This is a genomic window from Pseudomonas sp. SB113 (assembly GCF_040754745.1).
Lineage (GTDB): Bacteria > Pseudomonadota > Gammaproteobacteria > Pseudomonadales > Pseudomonadaceae > Aquipseudomonas > Aquipseudomonas grimontii.
In genome coordinates, this window is record NZ_JBFMHW010000007.1 from 14,151 (window position 1) to 33,384 (window position 19,234).

Annotated in this window: 14 protein-coding genes; 7 read left to right on the plus strand and 7 right to left on the minus strand. The window is 61.2% G+C overall.

The features are described 5' to 3' along the window. Nucleotides 1–2: 2 nt before the first annotated feature. Both ccoO and ccoN read right to left on the minus strand, forming a co-directional pair. Nucleotides 3–611 (minus strand): cytochrome-c oxidase, cbb3-type subunit II, encoded by a 609-nt coding sequence (gene ccoO, locus AB1462_RS11110; protein WP_090400253.1) that lies wholly within the window; start codon nucleotides 609–611, stop codon nucleotides 3–5. Nucleotides 612–621: 10 nt separating this feature from the next. After that, complete coding sequence (gene ccoN, locus AB1462_RS11115) at nucleotides 622–2,046, minus strand: cytochrome-c oxidase, cbb3-type subunit I (protein ID WP_090400251.1); 1,425 nt, start codon at nucleotides 2,044–2,046, stop codon at nucleotides 622–624. Between the two features lie 79 nt (nucleotides 2,047–2,125). On the opposite strand from ccoN, the gene AB1462_RS11120 reads away from it, so the two are divergent. After that, entirely contained in the window at nucleotides 2,126–2,854 is a 729-nt protein-coding gene (locus tag AB1462_RS11120) for an alpha/beta family hydrolase (protein ID WP_315338308.1), read from the plus strand. A 49-nt stretch (nucleotides 2,855–2,903) separates the two neighbouring features. Here AB1462_RS11120 and AB1462_RS11125 read toward each other — a convergent pair whose 3' ends face one another. After that, the gene (locus AB1462_RS11125; RefSeq protein ID WP_090400247.1) at nucleotides 2,904–4,469 is read right to left on the minus strand and encodes a PAS domain-containing methyl-accepting chemotaxis protein; all 1,566 of its coding nucleotides are present in this window, start codon (nucleotides 4,467–4,469) and stop codon (nucleotides 2,904–2,906) included. 104 nt (nucleotides 4,470–4,573) lie between these two features. Next, nucleotides 4,574–5,365 carry a lysostaphin resistance A-like protein gene (locus tag AB1462_RS11130; RefSeq protein ID WP_367246727.1) on the minus strand — a complete coding sequence of 264 codons (792 nt, stop codon included), beginning with the start codon at nucleotides 5,363–5,365 and terminating at the stop codon, nucleotides 4,574–4,576. Nucleotides 5,366–5,786: 421 nt separating this feature from the next. Between AB1462_RS11130 and AB1462_RS11135 the strand changes: the two genes are divergently transcribed. After that, a complete protein-coding gene (locus AB1462_RS11135; RefSeq protein WP_090400219.1) occupies nucleotides 5,787–6,647 on the plus strand; it encodes a DMT family transporter in 861 nt (286 codons plus the stop codon). 30 nt (nucleotides 6,648–6,677) lie between these two features. Here AB1462_RS11135 and AB1462_RS11140 read toward each other — a convergent pair whose 3' ends face one another. Both AB1462_RS11140 and AB1462_RS11145 read right to left on the minus strand, forming a co-directional pair. After that, on the minus strand, nucleotides 6,678–7,562 hold the full coding sequence (locus AB1462_RS11140) for a DMT family transporter (RefSeq protein WP_367246728.1): 885 nt from the start codon (nucleotides 7,560–7,562) through the stop codon (nucleotides 6,678–6,680). Nucleotides 7,563–7,614: 52 nt separating this feature from the next. Next, a complete protein-coding gene (locus tag AB1462_RS11145; protein WP_259193695.1) occupies nucleotides 7,615–9,240 on the minus strand; it encodes a methyl-accepting chemotaxis protein in 1,626 nt (541 codons plus the stop codon). Between the two features lie 390 nt (nucleotides 9,241–9,630). Here AB1462_RS11145 and aceK point away from each other — a divergent pair, with 390 nt between their 5' ends. The 5 genes from aceK (at nucleotide 9,631) to AB1462_RS11170 (ending at nucleotide 17,718) form a co-directional block, all read left to right on the plus strand. Then, nucleotides 9,631–11,346, plus strand: coding sequence for a bifunctional isocitrate dehydrogenase kinase/phosphatase (aceK, locus tag AB1462_RS11150; protein WP_367246729.1), 1,716 nt, complete (start codon nucleotides 9,631–9,633; stop codon nucleotides 11,344–11,346). Between the two features lie 118 nt (nucleotides 11,347–11,464). After that, nucleotides 11,465–15,376, plus strand: a complete 3,912-nt coding sequence (gene hrpA / locus AB1462_RS11155) for an ATP-dependent RNA helicase HrpA (protein WP_367246730.1) — start codon at nucleotides 11,465–11,467, stop codon at nucleotides 15,374–15,376. A gap of 361 nt (nucleotides 15,377–15,737) precedes the next feature. Beyond that, nucleotides 15,738–16,859 carry a beta-ketoacyl-ACP synthase III gene (locus AB1462_RS11160; protein ID WP_027603750.1) on the plus strand — a complete coding sequence of 374 codons (1,122 nt, stop codon included), beginning with the start codon at nucleotides 15,738–15,740 and terminating at the stop codon, nucleotides 16,857–16,859. A gap of 17 nt (nucleotides 16,860–16,876) precedes the next feature. After that, nucleotides 16,877–17,491, plus strand: coding sequence for an RNA polymerase sigma factor (locus tag AB1462_RS11165; protein WP_090400203.1), 615 nt, complete (start codon nucleotides 16,877–16,879; stop codon nucleotides 17,489–17,491). Beyond that, on the plus strand, nucleotides 17,485–17,718 hold the full coding sequence (locus AB1462_RS11170; protein WP_090400201.1) for an anti-sigma factor: 234 nt from the start codon (nucleotides 17,485–17,487) through the stop codon (nucleotides 17,716–17,718). The genes AB1462_RS11165 and AB1462_RS11170 overlap by 7 nt, the downstream gene beginning before the upstream one ends. 82 nt (nucleotides 17,719–17,800) lie before the next feature. On the opposite strand, the gene AB1462_RS11175 is transcribed toward AB1462_RS11170, so the two are convergent. Continuing rightward, entirely contained in the window at nucleotides 17,801–19,144 is a 1,344-nt protein-coding gene (locus AB1462_RS11175) for a putative porin (protein WP_367246731.1), read from the minus strand. Nucleotides 19,145–19,234 lie beyond the last annotated feature (90 nt).

The following is a 19,234-nucleotide window of genomic DNA, read 5'->3' on the forward strand; positions in this document are numbered from 1 at the left end:
GCTCACCTCTTGCTCTTGATGGCGGTGCCGAGCACTTGCAGGTACGAAACCAGCGCGTCCATCTCGGTCTTGCCCTTGAGGCTGGCCACCGCGGCACTGATGTCGTCGTCGGTGTACGGCACGCCGAGGGTGCGCATCACTTTCAACTTGGTCTCGGTGTGGCTGTTGTCGACTGCGGCCGTGACCAGCCACGGGTAGGCCGGCATTTTCGACTCAGGCACTACGTTGCGCGGGTTGTACAAGTGCGCGCGGTGCCAGTCGTCCGAGTAGCGAGCGCCGACGCGCGCCAGGTCTGGCCCGGTACGCTTGGAACCCCACAGGAACGGGTGGTCCCACACGCTTTCGCCGGCCACCGAGTAGTGGCCGTAGCGCTCGGTCTCGGCGCGGAACGGGCGGATCATCTGCGAGTGGCACTGTACGCAGCCTTCGCGGATGTAGATGTCGCGGCCTTCCAGTTGCAGCGCGGTGTAGGGCTTCATGCCTTCCACCGGCTTGTTGGTCACGTCCTGGAAGAACAGCGGGACGATCTGGGTCAGGCCGCCGATGCTCACGGCGAGCACCATGAGCAGCATCAGCAGGCCGACGTTTTTTTCAATCGTTTCGTGTTTCATCACTGACTCCTCAGGCCATCTGCGCGACAGGGGCGGCTTCGACAGGTTGTGCCGAGCGCACGGTGCGCCATGTGTTGTAAGCCATCAGCAACATGCCGCTGAGGAACACTGCACCGCCCACCAACCGCACGATGAAGCCTGGGTGGCTGGCCACCAGGGTTTCGACGAAGGAGTAGGTCAAGGTGCCGTCGTCGTTGATCGCACGCCACATCAGGCCCTGGGCGATGCCGTTGACCCACATCGAGGCGATGTAGAGCACGGTGCCGATGGTCGCCAGCCAGAAGTGCGCGTTGATCAGGCCGAGGCTGTACATCTGCTCGCGACCGAAGACTTTCGGGATCATGTGGTACAGCGCGCCGATGGAGATCATCGCCACCCAACCGAGGGCGCCGGCGTGTACGTGGCCGATAGTCCAGTCGGTGTAGTGGGACAGCGAGTTGACGGTCTTGATCGCCATCATCGGCCCTTCAAAGGTCGACATGCCGTAGAACGCGAGGGACACCACCAAAAAGCGCAGGATCGGGTCGCTGCGCAACTTATGCCAAGCGCCCGACAGGGTCATCATGCCGTTGATCATGCCGCCCCAGCTCGGAGCCAGCAGTACCAGCGACATCACCATGCCCAGCGACTGTGCCCAGTCCGGCAGCGCGGTGTAGTGCAAGTGGTGAGGACCGGCCCAGATGTACAGGGTGATCAGTGCCCAGAAGTGCACGATCGACAGGCGATAGGAATACACCGGACGTTCGGCCTGTTTCGGCACGAAGTAGTACATCATCCCGAGGAAACCGGCGGTGAGGAAAAAGCCTACCGCGTTATGCCCATACCACCACTGCACCATGGCATCCGTCGCACCGCCATACAGCGAGTAGGACTTGGTCAGGCTGACCGGGATTTCCAGGTTGTTGACGATATGCAGGATCGCCACGGTGATGATGAATGCACCGAAGAACCAGTTACCGACGTAGATGTGCTTGGTGGTGCGCTTGGCCACGGTGCCAAAGAACACAATGGCGTAGGCCACCCAGACGACGGTGATCAGGATGTCGATCGGCCATTCCAGCTCGGCGTATTCCTTGGAGCTGGTGTAACCCAGCGGCAAGGTGATTGCGGCCAAGAGGATGACCAACTGCCAGCCCCAGAAGCAGAACGCGGCGATTTTCGGCGCGAACAGTTGGGTTTGGCAGGTACGCTGCACCGAGTAGAAGGAGCTGGCGAACAGCGCACAGCCACCGAACGCGAAGATCACCGCGTTGGTGTGCAGCGGGCGCAGGCGGCCGAAGCTGGTCCAGGGCAAGTCGAAGTTGAGCGCGGGCCAAACCAATTGGGCGGCGAGAAAAACCCCGAGCCCCATGCCGACGATGCCCCACACCACCGTCATAATGGCGAATTGGCGGACCACCTTGTAGTTATAGGCGGTACTTAAAGTAGTGTTCATGGTTCCCCATCCACGGTTCAACCCAAGCAGATGCGGCACTTGGGCTGGAGTTATAGGCAGACTGAATAGCGAGGCAAGCATGGGCAAAGAGCACAAGGCCAGTATTGACGGGGATCAATGGGCGCAGTGTGTGCGGGAACATGGCTGGTTATGGAATGGTGCGTCGGGCGCTGTTTCCAGTGACTGCGTGACGCTGATCCTGGCCCACGGCGCCGGCGCGCCGATGGACTCATCCTTCATGAACGACATGTCTGCACGCCTTGCCGGGCATGGCGTGAACGTGTTGCGCTTCGAGTTTCCCTACATGGCCCAGCGCCGACTGGACGGCGGCAAACGCCCACCCAACCCGGCGCCGAAACTGCTGGAGGCGTGGCGCGGGGTATATGCCGAGGTGCGACGTCATGTCGCTGGGAAACTGGCCATTGGCGGCAAGTCCATGGGCGGGCGCATGGCGAGTCTGTTGGCGGATGAATTGGCCGTCGATGGCCTGGTGTGCCTGGGGTATCCGTTCTATGCGGTGGGCAAGCCGGAGAAACCACGGGTCGAGCATCTGGCCGGGCTGAACACGCCGACGCTGATTGTGCAGGGCGAGCGCGATGCCTTGGGTAATCGGGTGGCGGTGGCGGGCTATGAATTATCGCCGAGCATCGAGGTGATGTGGCTGGTCGCGGGGGATCATGACTTGAAGCCGTTGAAGGCTTCGGGGTTCAGCCATGAGCAGCATCTGGAGGCTGCGGCGGTGCAGGTCGCCAGGTTTCTCGGTGCCTGTCAGGGCCTCATCGGGAGCAAGCCCCCTCCCACATGTTGATGTGTGAATACAGTCAAAGTGTGGGAGGGGGCTTGCCCTCGATAGCGGTCTAGCGGTTAAAACGCTCGACCAGGGAGTACTGGGTATTGGCCGTACGCGTCAATTCCTCACTCAACTGCGCCGAGTTCATCGCCTGCTCCGAGGTCTGATCCGCCAACAGCGCAATGGTGCTGATATTACGGCTGATCTCTTCGGCTACCGAGCTTTGCTCTTCGGTGGCGGCCGCAATCTGGGTGGTCATGTCGGTGATATGCGCCACCGCTTCACTGATGCCCACCAACGCCTGATCCGCCTCCATCACCCGCGCCACACCTTCTTCGGCCTGGCGATGCCCGGCGTCCATGGTTTGCACGGCGGCGGCAGCGGTTTGCTGCAGCTTGGCGATCAGGGCATGGATCTGCCCGGTCGACTCAGCTGTGCGCTGCGCCAGTTGGCGGACTTCATCGGCGACCACCGCAAACCCCCGGCCCATCTCACCGGCACGCGCCGCTTCAATGGCGGCGTTGAGCGCCAACAGGTTGGTTTGGTCGGCAATACCTTTGATCACGTCGACTACGCCGCCGATCTCATCGCTGTCCTTGGCCAGTTGGGTGACGGTCACGCCGGTCTCGCCCACGGCCACCGACAGACGCTGAATCGCCTCGCGGGTTTCCCCGGCAATATCGCGACCGCGACCGGTCAGGCGATTGGCTTCCTGGGTGGCGTCGGCGGTGCGCTGCACATGGCTGGCCACTTCCTGAGTGGTCGCCGCCATCTGGTTGACCGCCGTGGCCACCTGCTCGGTTTCCACGCGCTGGCGTTCCAGGCCGCTGGAGCTGTTGTGCGCCAGGGTATTGGACTGCGCCGCCTGGTCGTTGAGGTGCTCGGCAGTGTCCTGCAAGCGCGTGAGGCAGGTCTTCAGACGTGCCTCCTGGCTGAGGATCGACATCTCCAGGCGCGCCTGGGCGCCACGGCTGTCGGTGTACATCTGCGCGATCAACGGGTCGGACGTGGTCTGCTCGGCCAGGCGCAGCAAACGCTTGAGACCGCGCTGTTGCCAGCTCAGACCGAGCAAGCCCAACGGCACCGACAAACCCGCCGCCAGGGCAAAGCCCCAGTGGGAGTTGAGCGACACACCGATCATGAAGCTCAATTGGCTGATCAGGATAAACGGCAGCCAGTCCTGCAACACCGGCAGCCACTTGTCCCGCTGGGGAACGGCCGACTTGCCCTGGTTGATGCGTTGGTAGAGCGCTTCGGCACGGCGGATCTGCTCGGCGGTGGGCTTGATGCGCACCGATTCGTAGCCGACCACCTGGTTGCCTTCGAAGACCGGCGTCACATAGGCGTTAACCCAGTAGTGATCGCCCGTCTTGCAGCGGTTCTTAACGATGCCCATCCATGGCAAGCCTTGTTTGAGCGTGGTCCACATATGCCCGAACACGGCCGCTGGCACGTCCGGGTGACGGACCAGATTGTGCGGCGCACGCACCAGTTCGTCGCGAGAGAACCCACTGATTTCGACGAAAGCGTCGTTGCAGTAGGTGATCACGCCTTTGGCATCTGTGGTGGAGATCAACCGTTGCTGAGCGGGGAAGGTACGTTCGCGCTGGGTAACGGGTTGGTTATTACGCATGATTGTTCAATCCGCAAGGCTTTCATTGGGTATCGGCGGTAACGGGGGTTTATTTAACTTATTTTTGCAACAATTGGCGGGTTGCTCGTTCCTCTGCGGTGGCATCAGCCCGCTAGCATCGGATACGTAAACAACCCGAAGTGAAGCAGATTCAAGCCAAAGTGCGTGGCAATCGCCGCACCCAGCCCCCCAAATCGATAGGCCAGGCCATAACCAACCCCGGCGATGCTCGACAGCAGCACCCACTGCCACCCCGCGCCCACGTGCACCAGCCCGAACAGCAGCGATGCCAGCAACAGCGCGAGGTTTTCGCCGTAGGACAAATGTTTGAAGCGCCGGCTCAAGCCGCCTTGAATGTAGCCACGGAACAGCGCTTCTTCCACCAGGGTCACCAGCAACAGGTTATTGAGCACCCACAGCCAGGCCTGGTCCGGCCATTTCGGCGCCCAACTGATTCCGCCCAGCAACGCGGCGCCACCCAGAGCGACGATGGCGGTCAGCGCCAGCGCCAACGCGGTGACGCAGATCGACAGCCGCAACGAGCGTCGCGCCACGATCCACGGGCAGGCCAGCAGCAACCAGAAGCCGATCAACGGCTTGTCCTGGTTCAGGTACATCGAGAACGGCACGGCATCAGGCGTAAATCGCTGCGGGTCAATGCCGCGTCCGTTATAGAACCCCGGCAGCCAGTGCATCGCCAGGCTCAGGGCCAGTACGATAAACAGCCCGTGACCCAGGTAGCGTGCCCACGGCGTGCGTTGCTGTCGGACGGCATAGCCGGCGATCAACAGCAGGGCGATGGACACCAGCGCCAGCACGCCCAGTTGCCCGTAGGCCAGGGCCAGCACATAGCCGATGGAAAGAAGCGCCAGGTACAGCCAGGGCAGTGCGAGCATGGGGAGTCCTTAAAAAAAGCCGGCCGGCATTATAACGACGGCCCGCGCCCCGCAACGTGAAAACGCTTCCGCGCCAAAGGGCTTGGGCAAGTGATTGCAAAACATGTCATCGGCTGGTTATAGTCCTCGCGTCTTTACCCCTTCAAAAAGATCAGCACATGCCAGCTTCCCTGCGCATAGCGGTAGTCGATTCAGCGGTCAACGCTGTGCTCGTGCCGTGCGCGAACAAGCAGCCTGCGCAGATCAGTCACTACCCCCCACCTGTCAGTAGCACGCCGGTGTACGCAGTCGTATCACCGCCGGGTGTTGGCATTTCGGGCTGATCAGCTGTTTGCTGTTCCCGTCGGCCCGCCTGAAAAAAACCTACTGAGTTTCAGCAACTGCTGAATCGGCTTTTTTTGCCTGATTACAGGTGGTAACCATGTCCGTTCTTTCGAAACACTCCGTGGCCGCGGCGGCCTCGACGAGCCTGTTTGTCTTGCTGTGGAGCAGCGGGGCGATCTTCTCCAAACTGGGCCTGGCCCATGCGTCACCCTTCGCGTTTCTGTTGGTCCGCTTCGCCGTCGCCCTTGCAGGCTTGGTGGTGCTGGTGCCGATCCTCAAGCTGAAACTGCCGCGTCCCGGCAAGCCCCTGCTCTACGCGGCGGCAACCGGGTTGGTGTTGTTGGGGGCCTATCAGATTTTCTATCTGCTGGCCCTGGACCTCAACGTCACCCCCGGCGTCATGGCGACCATCATGGGGGTGCAGCCGATCCTCACCGTGGTGCTGATGGAGCGCCAGCGTTCCTGGCGTCGGATGTTTGGCCTGAGCCTGGGTTTGGCCGGGCTGATCATGGTGGTCTACCAAGGCATCGGGCTGTCGGGCATGTCCCTGGCCGGGATGCTGTTCGGGCTGCTGGCGCTGGCAAGCATGACCTTCGGCTCGATCATGCAAAAGCGCATCACCGACAACCCCCTCGGCACGCTGCCGGTGCAGTACCTGGCGGGGCTGCTGCTGTGTTCGGTGTTTGTGCCGTTCCAGCCCTTCCACGTTGAACACAACGCCGGCTTTTACCTGCCGGTGCTGTGGATGGGCCTGGTGGTGTCGTTACTGGCAACGCTGTTGCTGTACCGCCTGATCGCCCGCGGCAATCTGGTGAATGTCACCAGTTTGTTCTATCTGGTGCCGGCGGTGACGGCGGTGATGGACTATCTGATCTTTGGCAATAGGCTGGCTGTGCTGAGCTTGTTGGGGATGGGGTTGATTGTTGTTGGGTTGGTGTTTGTGTTCCGCAAAAACTGACCCCCCCCGTAGGCGCCGGTCAGCCGGCGCCTACGGTTTTCGAGGCCGCAATACCAGCCACAGCGCCCCGGCGATCAACACCCCACCATATATATGCGCCATTGATAACGGCTCATCCAGCAACAGCGCCCCCCACAACACCCCAAACGGCGGGATCAAAAAGGTGGTGGTCATCGATCTCACCGGTCCAATCGCAGTGAGCAAGCGGAAGTACAACACGTAGGCAAACGCCGTACACACCAGGCCCAAGCCCAGCAACGACAGCCACACCTGCCACCCACCCCAACTCGCAGGCGGATGGCTGATCGCGCTGTAGGCAAAGATCGGCAGCAGAAACAGTGTCGCGCCCAGCATGCTGCCCAGGGCCGCGAGACGACTGTCGAGCCCGCCGCGCTGGTCCAGCCAGCGCCGAGCCAGGAAACCGGCAAAGCCATAACAGGTGGTGGCCAACAGGCAGGCCAGTGCGCCCATCAATAATTCCAGGTCAAATGCCACCGGTCCCGCACGGGTCAACACACCTACGCCAAACAGACCCAGGCACACCCCGGCGATTTTCGACGGTGTGAGCCGTTCGCTGAAAAACAGCCCGCCAATCAACACACCCATCAATGGCGTGGTGGCATTGAAGATCGCCGAGTAACCCGCCGGCAGTACCTGGGCCGCCACCGAGTACATGGTCGCCGGGATCCCCGAGTTGATCACCCCCAGCAGCAGGACCGTCTTGAACTTGCCCTGGAAATCCCATCTCACCCGCATCATCGCCAGGATCACCAACAGCCCGGCGGCGGCGATTGATACGCGGAAAAATGCGGTCGGTACCGTGCCGATTTCCGGCGCGATGATGCGCATGAACAGAAAGCTCGCGCCCCAGATGGCGGCGAGCCCCAGCAGGTAAAGGGTGTCAACAGGTCTCACGGAACACTCCTACATCAATAAGGCGGCGAGTGTTGCACGCCGCTTTCACTGATTACAGGACAAACCGCGTCACCAGCCCATTGAGGTCCACCGCCAGGCGCGACAGTTCCTGGCTGGCGGCCGAGGTCTGGGTGGCGCCGGCGGCGGTCTGCGTGGACAGGTCGCGGATATTCACCAGGCTGCGGTCCACATCGCGCGCTACCAGCGCCTGTTGCTCGGCGGCGCTGGCGATCACCAGGTTGCGCTGGCTGATTTGCGAGATGGAGGCGGTGATTTTTTCCAGTGCACTGCCGGCGCCGTTGGCCCGTTTCAAGGTCTGGCCGGCGTGCTCGGCACTGCTGTTCAGCGCCTCGACGGTGTCCTGGGTGCCTTGCTGGATACCGGTGATCATCTGCTCGATTTCTTCGGTGGAGTCCTGGGTGCGCTGCGCCAGCGAACGCACCTCGTCGGCGACTACCGCAAACCCACGCCCGGCTTCACCGGCACGCGCTGCTTCAATCGCTGCGTTGAGTGCCAGCAGGTTGGTCTGCCCGGCGATGCCACGGATCACTTCCAGCACCTTGCTGATGTCCTGGGCTTGAACCGCCAGGCCTTCGGCCTTGTTCGAGGCGTCGAGCACTTCGTCCACCAGGTTCTGGATCGAGCTGATGGTTTCGCTGATCTGGTAGTGGCCGTGCTTGCTGTCTTCATCCGAAGCCTGGGACGCCTCGGCGCTGGACACCGCGTTACTCGCGACCTCGTCCACTGCCGTGCTCATCTCGGTCACGGCGGTGGCGGCTTGTTCGATTTCATCGTTTTGCGCCTGCAGGCCGCGCGTGCTTTGTTCCATCACCGAACTCATTTCCTCGGCGGCGGAAGCCAGTTGCTGCGCCGATTCGCTGATGCCACGGATGGTGGTCTGCAGTTGCATTTGCATGGTTGCCAAGGCGGTCAGCAATTGCGCGGGTTCGTCATGGCCGCGCACCACGATCGGCTGGCTCAAGTCACCGCTGGCAATGGTGCGTGCCGCGACCAATGCCTGGTTGATCGGTGCGGTGATGCTGCGGGTCAGCAGCCAGGCCAGCAGCAAGGTGGCGATCAGTGCGACAGCGATAATCAGGCCGACAATCCACTGCGCGCTTGAATACACCTGTGCGGCCGAACCGGCTGCCGCTTCGACGCCGTTCTGGTTAAAGACGATCAGGTTTTCCAGACTCTGGCTCAGGATCGTGCCCTGGGGGGCGAGGCGGCTGACGAGCAGGTCGAGTGCGTCTTGCTGTTGATCTTTGTCCACCAACGCGACCATTTGCCCGACGATGGCGAGGTACGTTGCTACATGGGTCTTGAGCGTTTTCAGCAGTTCGCGCTCTTCGTCATTGCTGAGCAAGGTTTCATGGCGTTCGAGCAGGGCTTGCAGTTCGCTGCTGGAGCGGGTGATCAGGCCTCTGCTGGTGTCACGCACGCGAGATTCGTCGGTGCTCACCAGGCGCAGGGACTCCAGGCGGACAGTGGCCACCAAGGCTGCGCTGTCGTGGATATTCTCGATGCTCGGCATCCATGTTTGTTCAATGACCAGCGCGCTTTCGCGCAGCTTGGCCATCTGGCCCAGGCCAAACATTCCCACAATCACCAGTAAGCTGGCCAAAACCCCAAAACTCAGACTGGCACGCAGACCGATCCTCATGTTCCTCAATGACATCTCAATGCTCCTTGGGCGATTAGAACCTGCTCCCGGATCGGTCTTCGGACCTTGTTAGGGTGGGAGAGGGCGCGCTATATATCAAAGTGCCATCAAGGTGGTAATCGGGGTTTCCCTTAGTTGGATCCAATACCCTACGGCGGGGATGTGACCGTCACGGCTGGCGGTTTTCCGGCCTCTACCTGCCAGGCCACAGGGTTAAAGGCGTGTGGATAAAACACAGTGCGACGTTTTGGTGCATTTATTGACCGGATGGTCGAATTAAATAAATTGAAAATAAATGTACGAAGCGAACAGAGCTGTACAAGTCAGTGCAAAAAATGACCCTTCTCCTGCCTTCGTACACTGGCTAAGCTCTGGGCTTCCAGATGCCCGTTCGAGGTTTCCCGCATGTCGCCATCCACGCCCGCCCTTGCTATTGCCCGTACAATCCTCGAAGGCTTCGACGATTACCGCGAACATTTCCGCCAGATCACCGATGGCGCCCGCGAGCGTTTCGAAAAGGCCCAGTGGCAACAGGGGCAAGCGGCGTCGGCGGCGCGGATCGCCCTGTACGAAGACAAGGTCGGCGAGGTGACCACGCGCTTGCGTGGGAATTTCGACGGCGGCACATTGCTCGACATAGATCTATGGCCGCTGGTGAAAAGCGCCTACATCGGCCTGATCGACCTGCGCTTTGACGATGAGCTGTCCGAGACCTGGTACAACTCGATCTTCTGCGGCCTGTTCAGCCATGACCTGATCAGCGACGGCTGCATGTTCATCCACACCACCCGGCCGAGCCTGCGCCGGGCGCGGGCGGCGCAAACCCGTATCTACGCGCCTGCGGGCCAAATTCCCGAGATGCTTGCGCAGATTTTTGCCGACTATCGCTTCAGCGAGCCCTACGCCGACCTGAGCGCCGACCTGCGTCGCCTCGAAGCCCAACTGCGGGAAAACCTGCCGGACTGGGTGTGCAAGGACCCGGACCTCAAGGTCGAGCTGTTTTCCTCGGTGCTCTACCGCAACAAAGGCGCCTACCTCGTAGGGCGCATCTACACCCGCGACGAACAATGGCCCCTGGTGATTCCGCTGCTGCACCGTGAAGGCCAGGGCATCCGGATCGATGCGCTGATCACCGACGAAGCCGAGGTGTCGATCATCTTTTCGTTTACCCGCTCCTACTTCATGGTCGACGTGCCGGTGCCGGCGGAATTCATCGGCTTTCTCAAACGCATCCTGCCGGGCAAGCACATCGCCGAGCTGTACACCTCGATTGGTTTCTATAAACACGGCAAGTCGGAGTTCTACCGCGCGCTGATCAACCACCTGGCGACCACCGATGATCAATTCATCATGGCGCCCGGCGTGCGTGGCATGGTCATGAGCGTGTTCACCCTGCCGGGCTTCAACACCGTGTTCAAGATCATCAAGGACCGTTTTTCACCGTCGAAAAACGTCAACCGCGCCACGGTGATCGAGAAGTACCGCCTGGTCAAAAGTGTCGATCGCGTCGGGCGCATGGCCGATACTCAGGAGTTCGCCGACTTCCGCTTTCCCCTGGGCAAGTTCGAGCCCGAGTGCCTGGCTGAACTGCTGGACGTCGCCGCCGGCACCGTCGAAGTGGAAGGCGACACCGTGCTGATCCGCCACTGCTGGACCGAACGGCGCATGACCCCGCTCAACCTCTACCTGGAAAACGCCAACCCCGCCCAGGTACGCGAAGCCCTGGAAGACTACGGCCTGGCGATCAAGCAATTGGCGGCGGCGAACATCTTCCCCGGCGACATGCTGCTGAAGAACTTCGGTGTCACCCGTCACGGTCGCGTGGTGTTCTACGACTACGACGAAATCTGCTTTCTCACCGAAGCCAACTTCCGCCACATCCCCGCGCCGCGCACGCCCGAGGATGAAATGGCCTCGGAGCCCTGGTACTCCATCGGCCCGCTGGACGTGTTCCCGGAAGAATTCCCGCCGTTCCTGTTCGCCGACGCCGGCCAGCGCAAGCTGTTCGATGAACTGCATGGCGAGCTGTATAACGCTGATTATTGGAAAGGCCTGCAGGATGCGATTCGTGCAGGCAAAGTGATCGATGTCTTCCCTTATAAAAGAAAAGAGCAGCCATAAGCTCAAAGCGGCAAGTAAAAGCAGATCCGCCCTGACTTGCCGCTTGAAGCTTGCCGCTCGCAGCTGCTTTTCTGCGACAATCCGCACCCTGCATAAATAGACGACCTTTGCGTACCTGATGACTGACCAAGCGCCCGCTATCGACCAACTGCTGAAAAACCTCGATCACGCCATGCTCGCCGACCGTCACCGCTTGCGGCGCCAGTTGCTCGAGCTGCGCAAGAAACCCGACGAGGACAAGCTGGCGCAGTGGGTGACCCGCATGCAGGCGTCCTGCACCCAGGTCACGGCGCGGCGCGCCAGCCTGCCGCTGATTCGTTACGACGACAGCCTGCCGATCGCGGCCAAGCGCGATGAAATCAAGGACGCGCTGCTCAAGCATCAGGTGCTGATCATTGCCGGCGAAACCGGCTCGGGTAAGACCACCCAGTTGCCGAAAATCTGCCTGGAGATCGGGCGCGGCCAATACGGCCTGATCGGCCACACCCAGCCACGCCGGATCGCGGCGCGCAGTGTTGCCAGCCGCGTCGCCGAAGAGTTGGCCACGCCGCTGGGCGCGTTGGTCGGCTATCAGGTGCGCTTCGAAGACCAAAGCGACTCCAACACCCTGATCAAGCTGATGACCGACGGTATCCTGCTGGCGGAAACCCAGAACGACCGTTACCTGGAACGCTACGACACGATCATCGTCGACGAAGCCCACGAACGCAGCCTGAACATCGATTTCCTGCTGGGCTACTTGAAGACCCTGCTGCCGCGTCGTCCCGACCTCAAAGTCATCATCACCTCGGCCACCATCGACCTGGAGCGCTTTTCCAAGCACTTCGACGACGCACCGATTGTCGAGGTGTCGGGTCGCACCTTCCCGGTGGACACCTGGTATCGCCCGCTGACCCTGGAACAGGACGAGGAAGGCAACCGCGTCGAAGACGACTTGACCGTCGACCAGGCGATCCTCGCCACCCTCGATGAAATCGCCGCCTATGAGCGCAGCGAACGGCGCAGCCCCGGCGATGTGCTGGTGTTTTTGCCCGGCGAGCGTGAGATTCGCGACGCCGCCGACATGCTGCGCAAGGCCCAGCTCAAGCACACCGAGATCCTGCCGTTGTACGCGCGCTTGTCGCCGGCCGAGCAGCAGCGCATTTTCCAGTCCCACCCAGGGCGCCGCGTGGTACTGGCGACCAACGTCGCGGAAACCTCGCTGACCGTGCCGGGCATCCGTTATGTGATCGACAGCGGCACCGCACGCATCAGCCGCTACAGCTACCGTGCCAAGGTGCAGCGCCTGCCGATCGAGGCGATTTCCCAGGCGAGTGCCAACCAGCGTAAAGGTCGTTGCGGCCGGGTTGAGCCGGGGATTTGCATTCGCTTGTACAGCGAAGAGGATTTTATCGGCCGTCCGGAATTTACCGATCCTGAGATCCTGCGCACCAACCTCGCGGCGGTGATCCTACAGATGCTGCACCTGCGCCTCGGCGAAATCACCGATTTCCCGTTTATCGAGCCGCCGGATGGCAAGGCCATCAGCGACGGTTTCAACCTGTTGCAGGAACTCTCGGCGGTCGACCGCAACAGCCAGCTGACCCCGCTCGGCCGCCAGCTGGCGCGCCTGCCGGTGGACCCGCGCATGGGCCGCATGCTGCTCGAAGCCGCCAAGCTTGGCAGTTTGCAGGAAGTGTTGATCGTGGCCAGTGCCATGTCGATCCAGGACCCGCGCGAGCGCCCACCGGAGCGCCAGCAGGCCGCCGACCAGGCCCACGCCCAATGGAAGGACCCGGATTCGGACTTCGCCGGGTTGGTCAACCTGTGGCGCGGCTTTGAAGAGCAGCGCCAGGAACTGACCGCCAGCCCGCTGCGCAACTGGTGCCGCAAGAACTTCCTCAATTACCTGCGCCTGCGCGAGTGGCGCGACTCCCATCGCCAGTTGAGCCTGATCTGCCGCGACATGCAGTTGACCGTCAACAAAGAACCGGCGGACTTCCCCAAGCTGCACAAGGCAGTGCTGTCCGGCCTGCTCAGCCAGATCGGCCAGAAGACCGAAGACGGCGATTACCTCGGCGCCCGTCAGCGACGCTTCTGGATTCACCCGTCCTCGGGTATCGGCAAAAAACGCCCGCAATGGCTGATGACCGCCGAGCTGGTGGAAACCACCAAGCTGTATGCGCGCATGGTGGCGAAGATCGATGCCGACTGGATCGAACCGCTGGCCGGGCACCTGATCAAGAAAAACCACTTCGAACCCCACTGGGAGAAGAAGCGCGGCCAGGTGGTGGCGTTTGAGCAGATCACCCTGTTCGGGCTGATCGTGGTCGGGCGTCGGCCGGTGCATTACGGGCCGATTGACCCGGTGGTGTCGCGCGAGTTGTTTATTCGCGAAGGTTTGGTGCGCGGCGAGATTCAGTCCCGCGCCAAGTGCCTGACAGCCAACCAGCAACTGCTGGAGCAGCTTGACGAACTGGAAGCCAAGGCGCGCCGCCGCGACATCCTGGCCGATGAAGAGACGCTGTACGCCTTCTACGATGCACGGCTGCCGGCGGAGATCCACCAGACCGCCACCTTTGACAGCTGGTACAAGGTCAACAGCCAGAAAGACCCGCAGTTGCTGATCATGCGCGAGGAAGACGTGCTGGCCCGCGAGGCCAGTGAAGTCACTGCCGCGCATTACCCGGACACCCTGCACCTGGGCGATCTGGAGCTGGCCCTGAGTTACCACTTCGAACCCAACCACCCGCGCGACGGCGTGACCCTGCGCGTACCGGCGCCGCTGCTGCCGGCTTTGCCGCCGGAGCGCCTGGAGTGGCTGGTGCCGGGGGTAATCGAAGCCAAGTGCATCGCCCTGGTGCGCAACCTGCCCAAGGCCCTGCGCAAGAACTTCGTGCCGGTGCCGGACTTCGTCAAGGCGGCGCTGCAGCGCATTGAGTTTGGCCAAGGCTCGCTACCCCAGGCATTGGGACGCGAGTTGCTGCGCATGACCGGGGCGCGGGTCAGCGATGAAGCCTGGGCCGAAGCGGCGCAGCAGGTGGAAAACCATCTGAAGATGAATCTGGAAGTGGTCGACGGCCAAGGCAAGTTCCTTGGCGAAGGCCGCGACTTGGCCGAGTTGACCGCACGTTTTGTCGAAGCCAGCCAGGCCGCGCTGGCCGTGCCGCAAACCGCCAAAAGCCAGCAGCCGGTGGAGGCCAAGGTGTTCGCGGCGGTGGCTGAAAAAACCCAGCAGAAGATCGCCGGGCTGTCGATGACGGTCTACCCGGCGCTGGTGGAAGAAAACGGCACCGTGAAAGAGGGACGTTTTTCCACCGCCGCCGAGGCTGAGTTCCAGCACCGCCGTGCGTTGCAGCGCCTGCTGATGCAGCAATTGGCGGAACCGGCCAAATTCCTGCGCGGCAAATTGCCCGGCCTGACCGAACTGGGCCTGATGTACCGCGAACTGGGGCGTATCGACGCCCTTGTGGAAGACATCCTGCTGGCCAGCCTTGACACTTGCGTACTGGAAGGTGAAGCCAGTTTGCCGCGTGACGGTGCCGGTTTGGCGGCGCTGGCTGAACGCAAGCGTGGCAGCTGGACCGAACACGCCGAACGCCTGGCGCGCCTGACCCTGGAAGTGCTGAAGCTCTGGCATGGCCTGCAAAAGCGCTTCAAGGGCAAGATCGACCTGGCCCAGGCCGTGGCCCTGAACGACATCAAGCAGCAATTGAGCAACCTGGTGTATCCCGGCTTTGTGCGCGAAACCCCGACGCAGTGGTTCAAGGAACTGCCGCGTTTTCTCAAGGCCATCGAATTGCGCCTGGAGAAACTGCCGAGTCAAGTGCAGAAGGACCGCGTGTGGAGCAGCGAGCTGGGCGGCCTGTGGGCGCAGTACCAGAACCGTTTGAACAAGCACACCCAGGAAGGCAAGCGCGACCCTCAGTTGGCGCTTTATCGCTGGTGGTTGGAGGAATATCGGGTGTCGTTGTTTGCCCAGCAGTTGGGTACCAAGGTGCCGATTTCCGATAAGCGATTGAGCAAGCAGTGGAGCCTGGTAGAGGCCTGATCCTTTCTCGGTCACCCAGGCCAGGCAGGTCCAAATGTGGGAGGGGGCTTGCCCCCGATAGCGGTATATCAGTCACAGAATCTTTGTCTGACACGCCGCTATCGGGGGAAAACCCCCTCCCACATTGAAACTTGATGGCGCTTTGATCAGGGTGTTTGTCCGGCATATGGCGCCAAACCCCAGGGTTTGTGGCAAACTTCGCGGTTATAAATGCCGGGATCGTCGTGATGGGCTGGTGTGCAGCCGCGGCGCGATGGAATAAAGCGTTGCCAGTTTGATGTCCGCTGGGCGGAATAAAACTACTTAAAATTTGGTACGACGGTACCAATATCATCTGCCTGACAGATTTAGAGGAACGATCGTGCATAACGTCGTCATCAGCGGCACTGGCCTTTACACCCCTGCCAACAGCATCTCCAACGAAGAGCTGGTGCAGTCTTTCAATGCTTACGTGCACCAGTTCAACTCGGACAACGCCGCCGCCATCGAGCGCGGTGAAGTCCAGGCGCTGACGGAGTCGAGCGCTGCGTTCATCGAAAAAGCCTCGGGCATCAAGAGCCGCTTCGTGATGGACAAGGACGGCATCCTGGACCCGCAGCGCATGGCGCCGCGCCTGCCTGAGCGCAGCAATGACGAGTGGTCGGTGCTTTGCCAGATGGCCATCGGCGCCGCCGAACAGGCCCTGCAGCGCGCCGGCAAGACTGCCGCCGACATCGACGGTGTGATCGTCGCCTGTTCCAACCTGCAACGTGCCTACCCGGCCATCGCCATCGAAGTCCAGGAAGCCCTGGGCATCGCAGGCTTCGGTTTCGACATGAACGTGGCGTGTTCCTCGGCAACTTTCGGCATCCAGAACGCCGCCAACAGCATCCAGCTGGGCCAGGCCCGGGCGATCCTGATGGTCAACCCGGAAGTCTGCACCGGCCACTTGAACTTCCGCGACCGCGACAGCCACTTTATCTTCGGCGACGCCGCCACTGCCGTCGTCCTCGAGCGCGCCGACCTGGCGACCTCCGAGCATCAGTTCGACGTGGTGAGCACCAAGCTGCTGACCAAGTTCTCCAATAACATCCGCAACAATTTCGGCTTCCTCAACCGCGCGGCGGAAGAGGGCATCGGTGCGCCCGACAAGCTGTTCGTGCAGGAAGGCCGCAAAGTCTTCCGTGACGTGTGCCCGATGGTCGCCGAGCTGATCGGCGTGCACCTGGCAGAAAACCAGTTGAACGTGGCCGATGTGAAGCGCTTCTGGCTGCACCAGGCCAACCTGAGCATGAACCACCTGATTGTGAAGAAACTGCTGGGCCGCGAAGCCACGGTAGAAGAAGCACCGGTGATCCTTGATACTTACGCCAATACCAGCTCGGCGGGTTCGGTGATTGCGTTCCATACCTACCAGGACGATCTGCCCAAGGGCGCCGTCGCGGTACTCAGTTCGTTTGGCGCAGGCTATTCGATCGGTAGCGTGATCCTGCGCAAGCGTTAAGACAATCGAGGTCTTGAATGGCAGCAGCGGACGACGCGCACCTGCTTGAACGGCTGCTCAAGGGCGAGCAACGGGCCTACAAGGAATTGGTCAGCACGTACCAAAGCGCAATGCGGGCGGTGGCCTATGCCATCGCCGGTCAGCGCCATGCCGACGAAGTGGTGCAGGACGCCTGGCTGTCGGTGGTGCGTAACCTGGCCAAATTCGAAGGGCGTTCGAGCCTCAAAACCTGGCTGCTGACCATTACCGCCAACGCTGCCAAGGGGCGCTATAAGCAGAATCGCCGGGAAGTGTTGCTCGACGATTTACCTTCGCCCCACGGCACCATCGGTGATGACCGATTCTCCCCCGATGATGGCCACTGGGCCGTCGCCCCGTATGCCTGGCACCAGGACACCCCGGAAGCCTTGCTGACCGAGGATGAACTGCGTAAGTGCCTGGAGCACACGTTGCTGAGTTTGTCCGAACTGCAAAGCAGCGTGCTGGTGCTGCGTGAACGCCAGGGTCTGGAGCTGGAGGAGATCTGTAATCTTCTGACGCTCTCTCTCTCCAATGTCCGAGTGCTGTTGCATCGAGCACGGCTTAAAGTCTTCGCCACGGTGGAGCATTTTGAGGAAACGGGCGAATGTTGACCTGTAAAGAACAAGTGGCACGTTCCAGTGACTATCTCGATGGGCAATTGACCTTTCGCGAGCGTCTGCTGGTGCGTCATCACTTGATGTTCTGCCCTAACTGCCGACGGTTTATCCGCCAGATGCGCCTGATGCAGGCGACGTTGCGGATTCTGCCGCAGGAGCCGGTAAAGGATCTGGATGCCTTGGCGCAGCAACTGGCTGCCGAGCGGCTCAAGGGGCAATAGGGCAGCTTCAAGCTGCAAGGGAAAAGCGGCAAGTAACGCGCTTCTCCTTGAAGCTCGTCGCTTGCCGCTCAAAGCTGCTTCTTTAGAACTTGGCTTCTGCATCCAGCTGGAAGGTGTTGGCTTTGGCGCTACCGTCCACGAGTGTGCGGCTGTAGGTGTCGGTCTTGGTCAGGAAGTAGGTTGCGCCGACGGCGAAGTTCTTGTCGATGTCATAGCCGACTTTGAACTTGTGACCACGGGAGCCGGTGAAGCCGCCGCCGAAGTCCGAATCCGTGAAGGCACCCACCACGGCGTTTTTCTGCACGTCGCGGTAGTTGTAGTCCAGGTTGAAACCGAACACCTTGGACTTGGCGCCCAGCAACCAGGCAGTGTCCGCATCATCGATGGCGTCGTTGTTTTTCACGTACTGACCGTAGAACGACAGGGGTACCGCCAGGCCGCCAATATCGACTTGACCGAAGCCTTCATACAGGCGGAACTCGCCGTTGGGGGTGTTACCGTTGGTTGCCAGCACGTTCGGGGTACTGGTACCGGAGGCACGGCTGTCTTCATCGTTCTGGTAGGCGTAGACGCTGCCGCCCAGGGTCATTTTCAGGTTGTCGGTCACCGAGAAACGGGTCCCCAACTGGCCGGTGGTCAGGCGCAGGTCATGGCGGTACTGCACGCCGTCACCGTCCACGTTGTCCTTGAGGTTGTAGTTACCCAGGCTGCCGAACAGCTCGGCGCTGCCGCCCAGTGGGTACTTGTAGGTGAGGGCCAGGCCTTCCGGGTTGATGTCGCTATCCCAGATCACATCGCCCATGTTGACCCAGGGTTGCAGCATTTTGCCGCCAATGATGTGCAGGTTTTTGATCTGGTCGGGGTGGTAGTCGATGTAGCCGAGGTCCAGCCAGATCGATTTTTTATCGAAGTAGCCGTCCAGGTCCTGGTTGGTGGAGCGCGCATCGCTGCCGCCGCCGGTAGCGATACGAATACCGGTGTCCACCTGTGGGTTGATTTCGGTGTAGGCGCCGAGGCGCGCGCGGATCCGTTCGCGATCCTTGTCACGACCGGTGACGCCCCCACGGGTGACGCCATTTTCGCCTTCGACCTTGATGGTCTCATGACGCATGCGCACATCACCCTTGAACTGAGTCTTGGCGGCCCAGGCCAGCTTCTGGTCGAAGCTGCTCAGCTCGTTGGTTTTTTTCGCGGTGGCCGCGATCTGTTCGTTGGTCTCTTGTTGAGCTTGCCGTGCGATCTGCTGTTCTTTCTGGTCTTTGGCCAACTCGTTTTGCAGTTCGGTGTACTGCGAAGCGGTGATCTGGCCGTTGGCCTTGAGCATGTCGAGCAATTTAGCGTCGACTGCGGCGCTGGCCGGAACGCTCAGGGCCATTAGCAGGCCGCCGCACAGGACCGCCGCAGTTTTAGTGGAAGCAAGACGCATATCAATCTCCGAAAGTGAGGAGGGATGGCAAGCCATCCAGGACACAACCGACCGATGACGGACGGAAAAATAACCACCTGCTAGAACCAG

What these genes read in the sequence shown, in the direction of transcription:
- hrpA (WP_367246730.1), top strand. Translation starts at nt 11,465, where the DNA reads ATGACTGACCAAGCGCCCGCTATCGACCAACTGCTGAAAAACCTCGAT.
- ccoN (WP_090400251.1), bottom strand. Translation starts at nt 2,046, where the DNA reads ATGAACACTACTTTAAGTACCGCCTATAACTACAAGGTGGTCCGCCAA.
- AB1462_RS11175 (WP_367246731.1), bottom strand. Translation starts at nt 19,144, where the DNA reads ATGCGTCTTGCTTCCACTAAAACTGCGGCGGTCCTGTGCGGCGGCCTG.
- AB1462_RS11170 (WP_090400201.1), top strand. Translation starts at nt 17,485, where the DNA reads ATGTTGACCTGTAAAGAACAAGTGGCACGTTCCAGTGACTATCTCGAT.
- AB1462_RS11165 (WP_090400203.1), top strand. Translation starts at nt 16,877, where the DNA reads ATGGCAGCAGCGGACGACGCGCACCTGCTTGAACGGCTGCTCAAGGGC.
- AB1462_RS11145 (WP_259193695.1), bottom strand. Translation starts at nt 9,240, where the DNA reads ATGTCATTGAGGAACATGAGGATCGGTCTGCGTGCCAGTCTGAGTTTT.
- AB1462_RS11120 (WP_315338308.1), top strand. Translation starts at nt 2,126, where the DNA reads ATGGGCAAAGAGCACAAGGCCAGTATTGACGGGGATCAATGGGCGCAG.
- ccoO (WP_090400253.1), bottom strand. Translation starts at nt 611, where the DNA reads ATGAAACACGAAACGATTGAAAAAAACGTCGGCCTGCTGATGCTGCTC.
- aceK (WP_367246729.1), top strand. Translation starts at nt 9,631, where the DNA reads ATGTCGCCATCCACGCCCGCCCTTGCTATTGCCCGTACAATCCTCGAA.
- AB1462_RS11135 (WP_090400219.1), top strand. Translation starts at nt 5,787, where the DNA reads ATGTCCGTTCTTTCGAAACACTCCGTGGCCGCGGCGGCCTCGACGAGC.
- AB1462_RS11125 (WP_090400247.1), bottom strand. Translation starts at nt 4,469, where the DNA reads ATGCGTAATAACCAACCCGTTACCCAGCGCGAACGTACCTTCCCCGCT.
- AB1462_RS11130 (WP_367246727.1), bottom strand. Translation starts at nt 5,365, where the DNA reads ATGCTCGCACTGCCCTGGCTGTACCTGGCGCTTCTTTCCATCGGCTAT.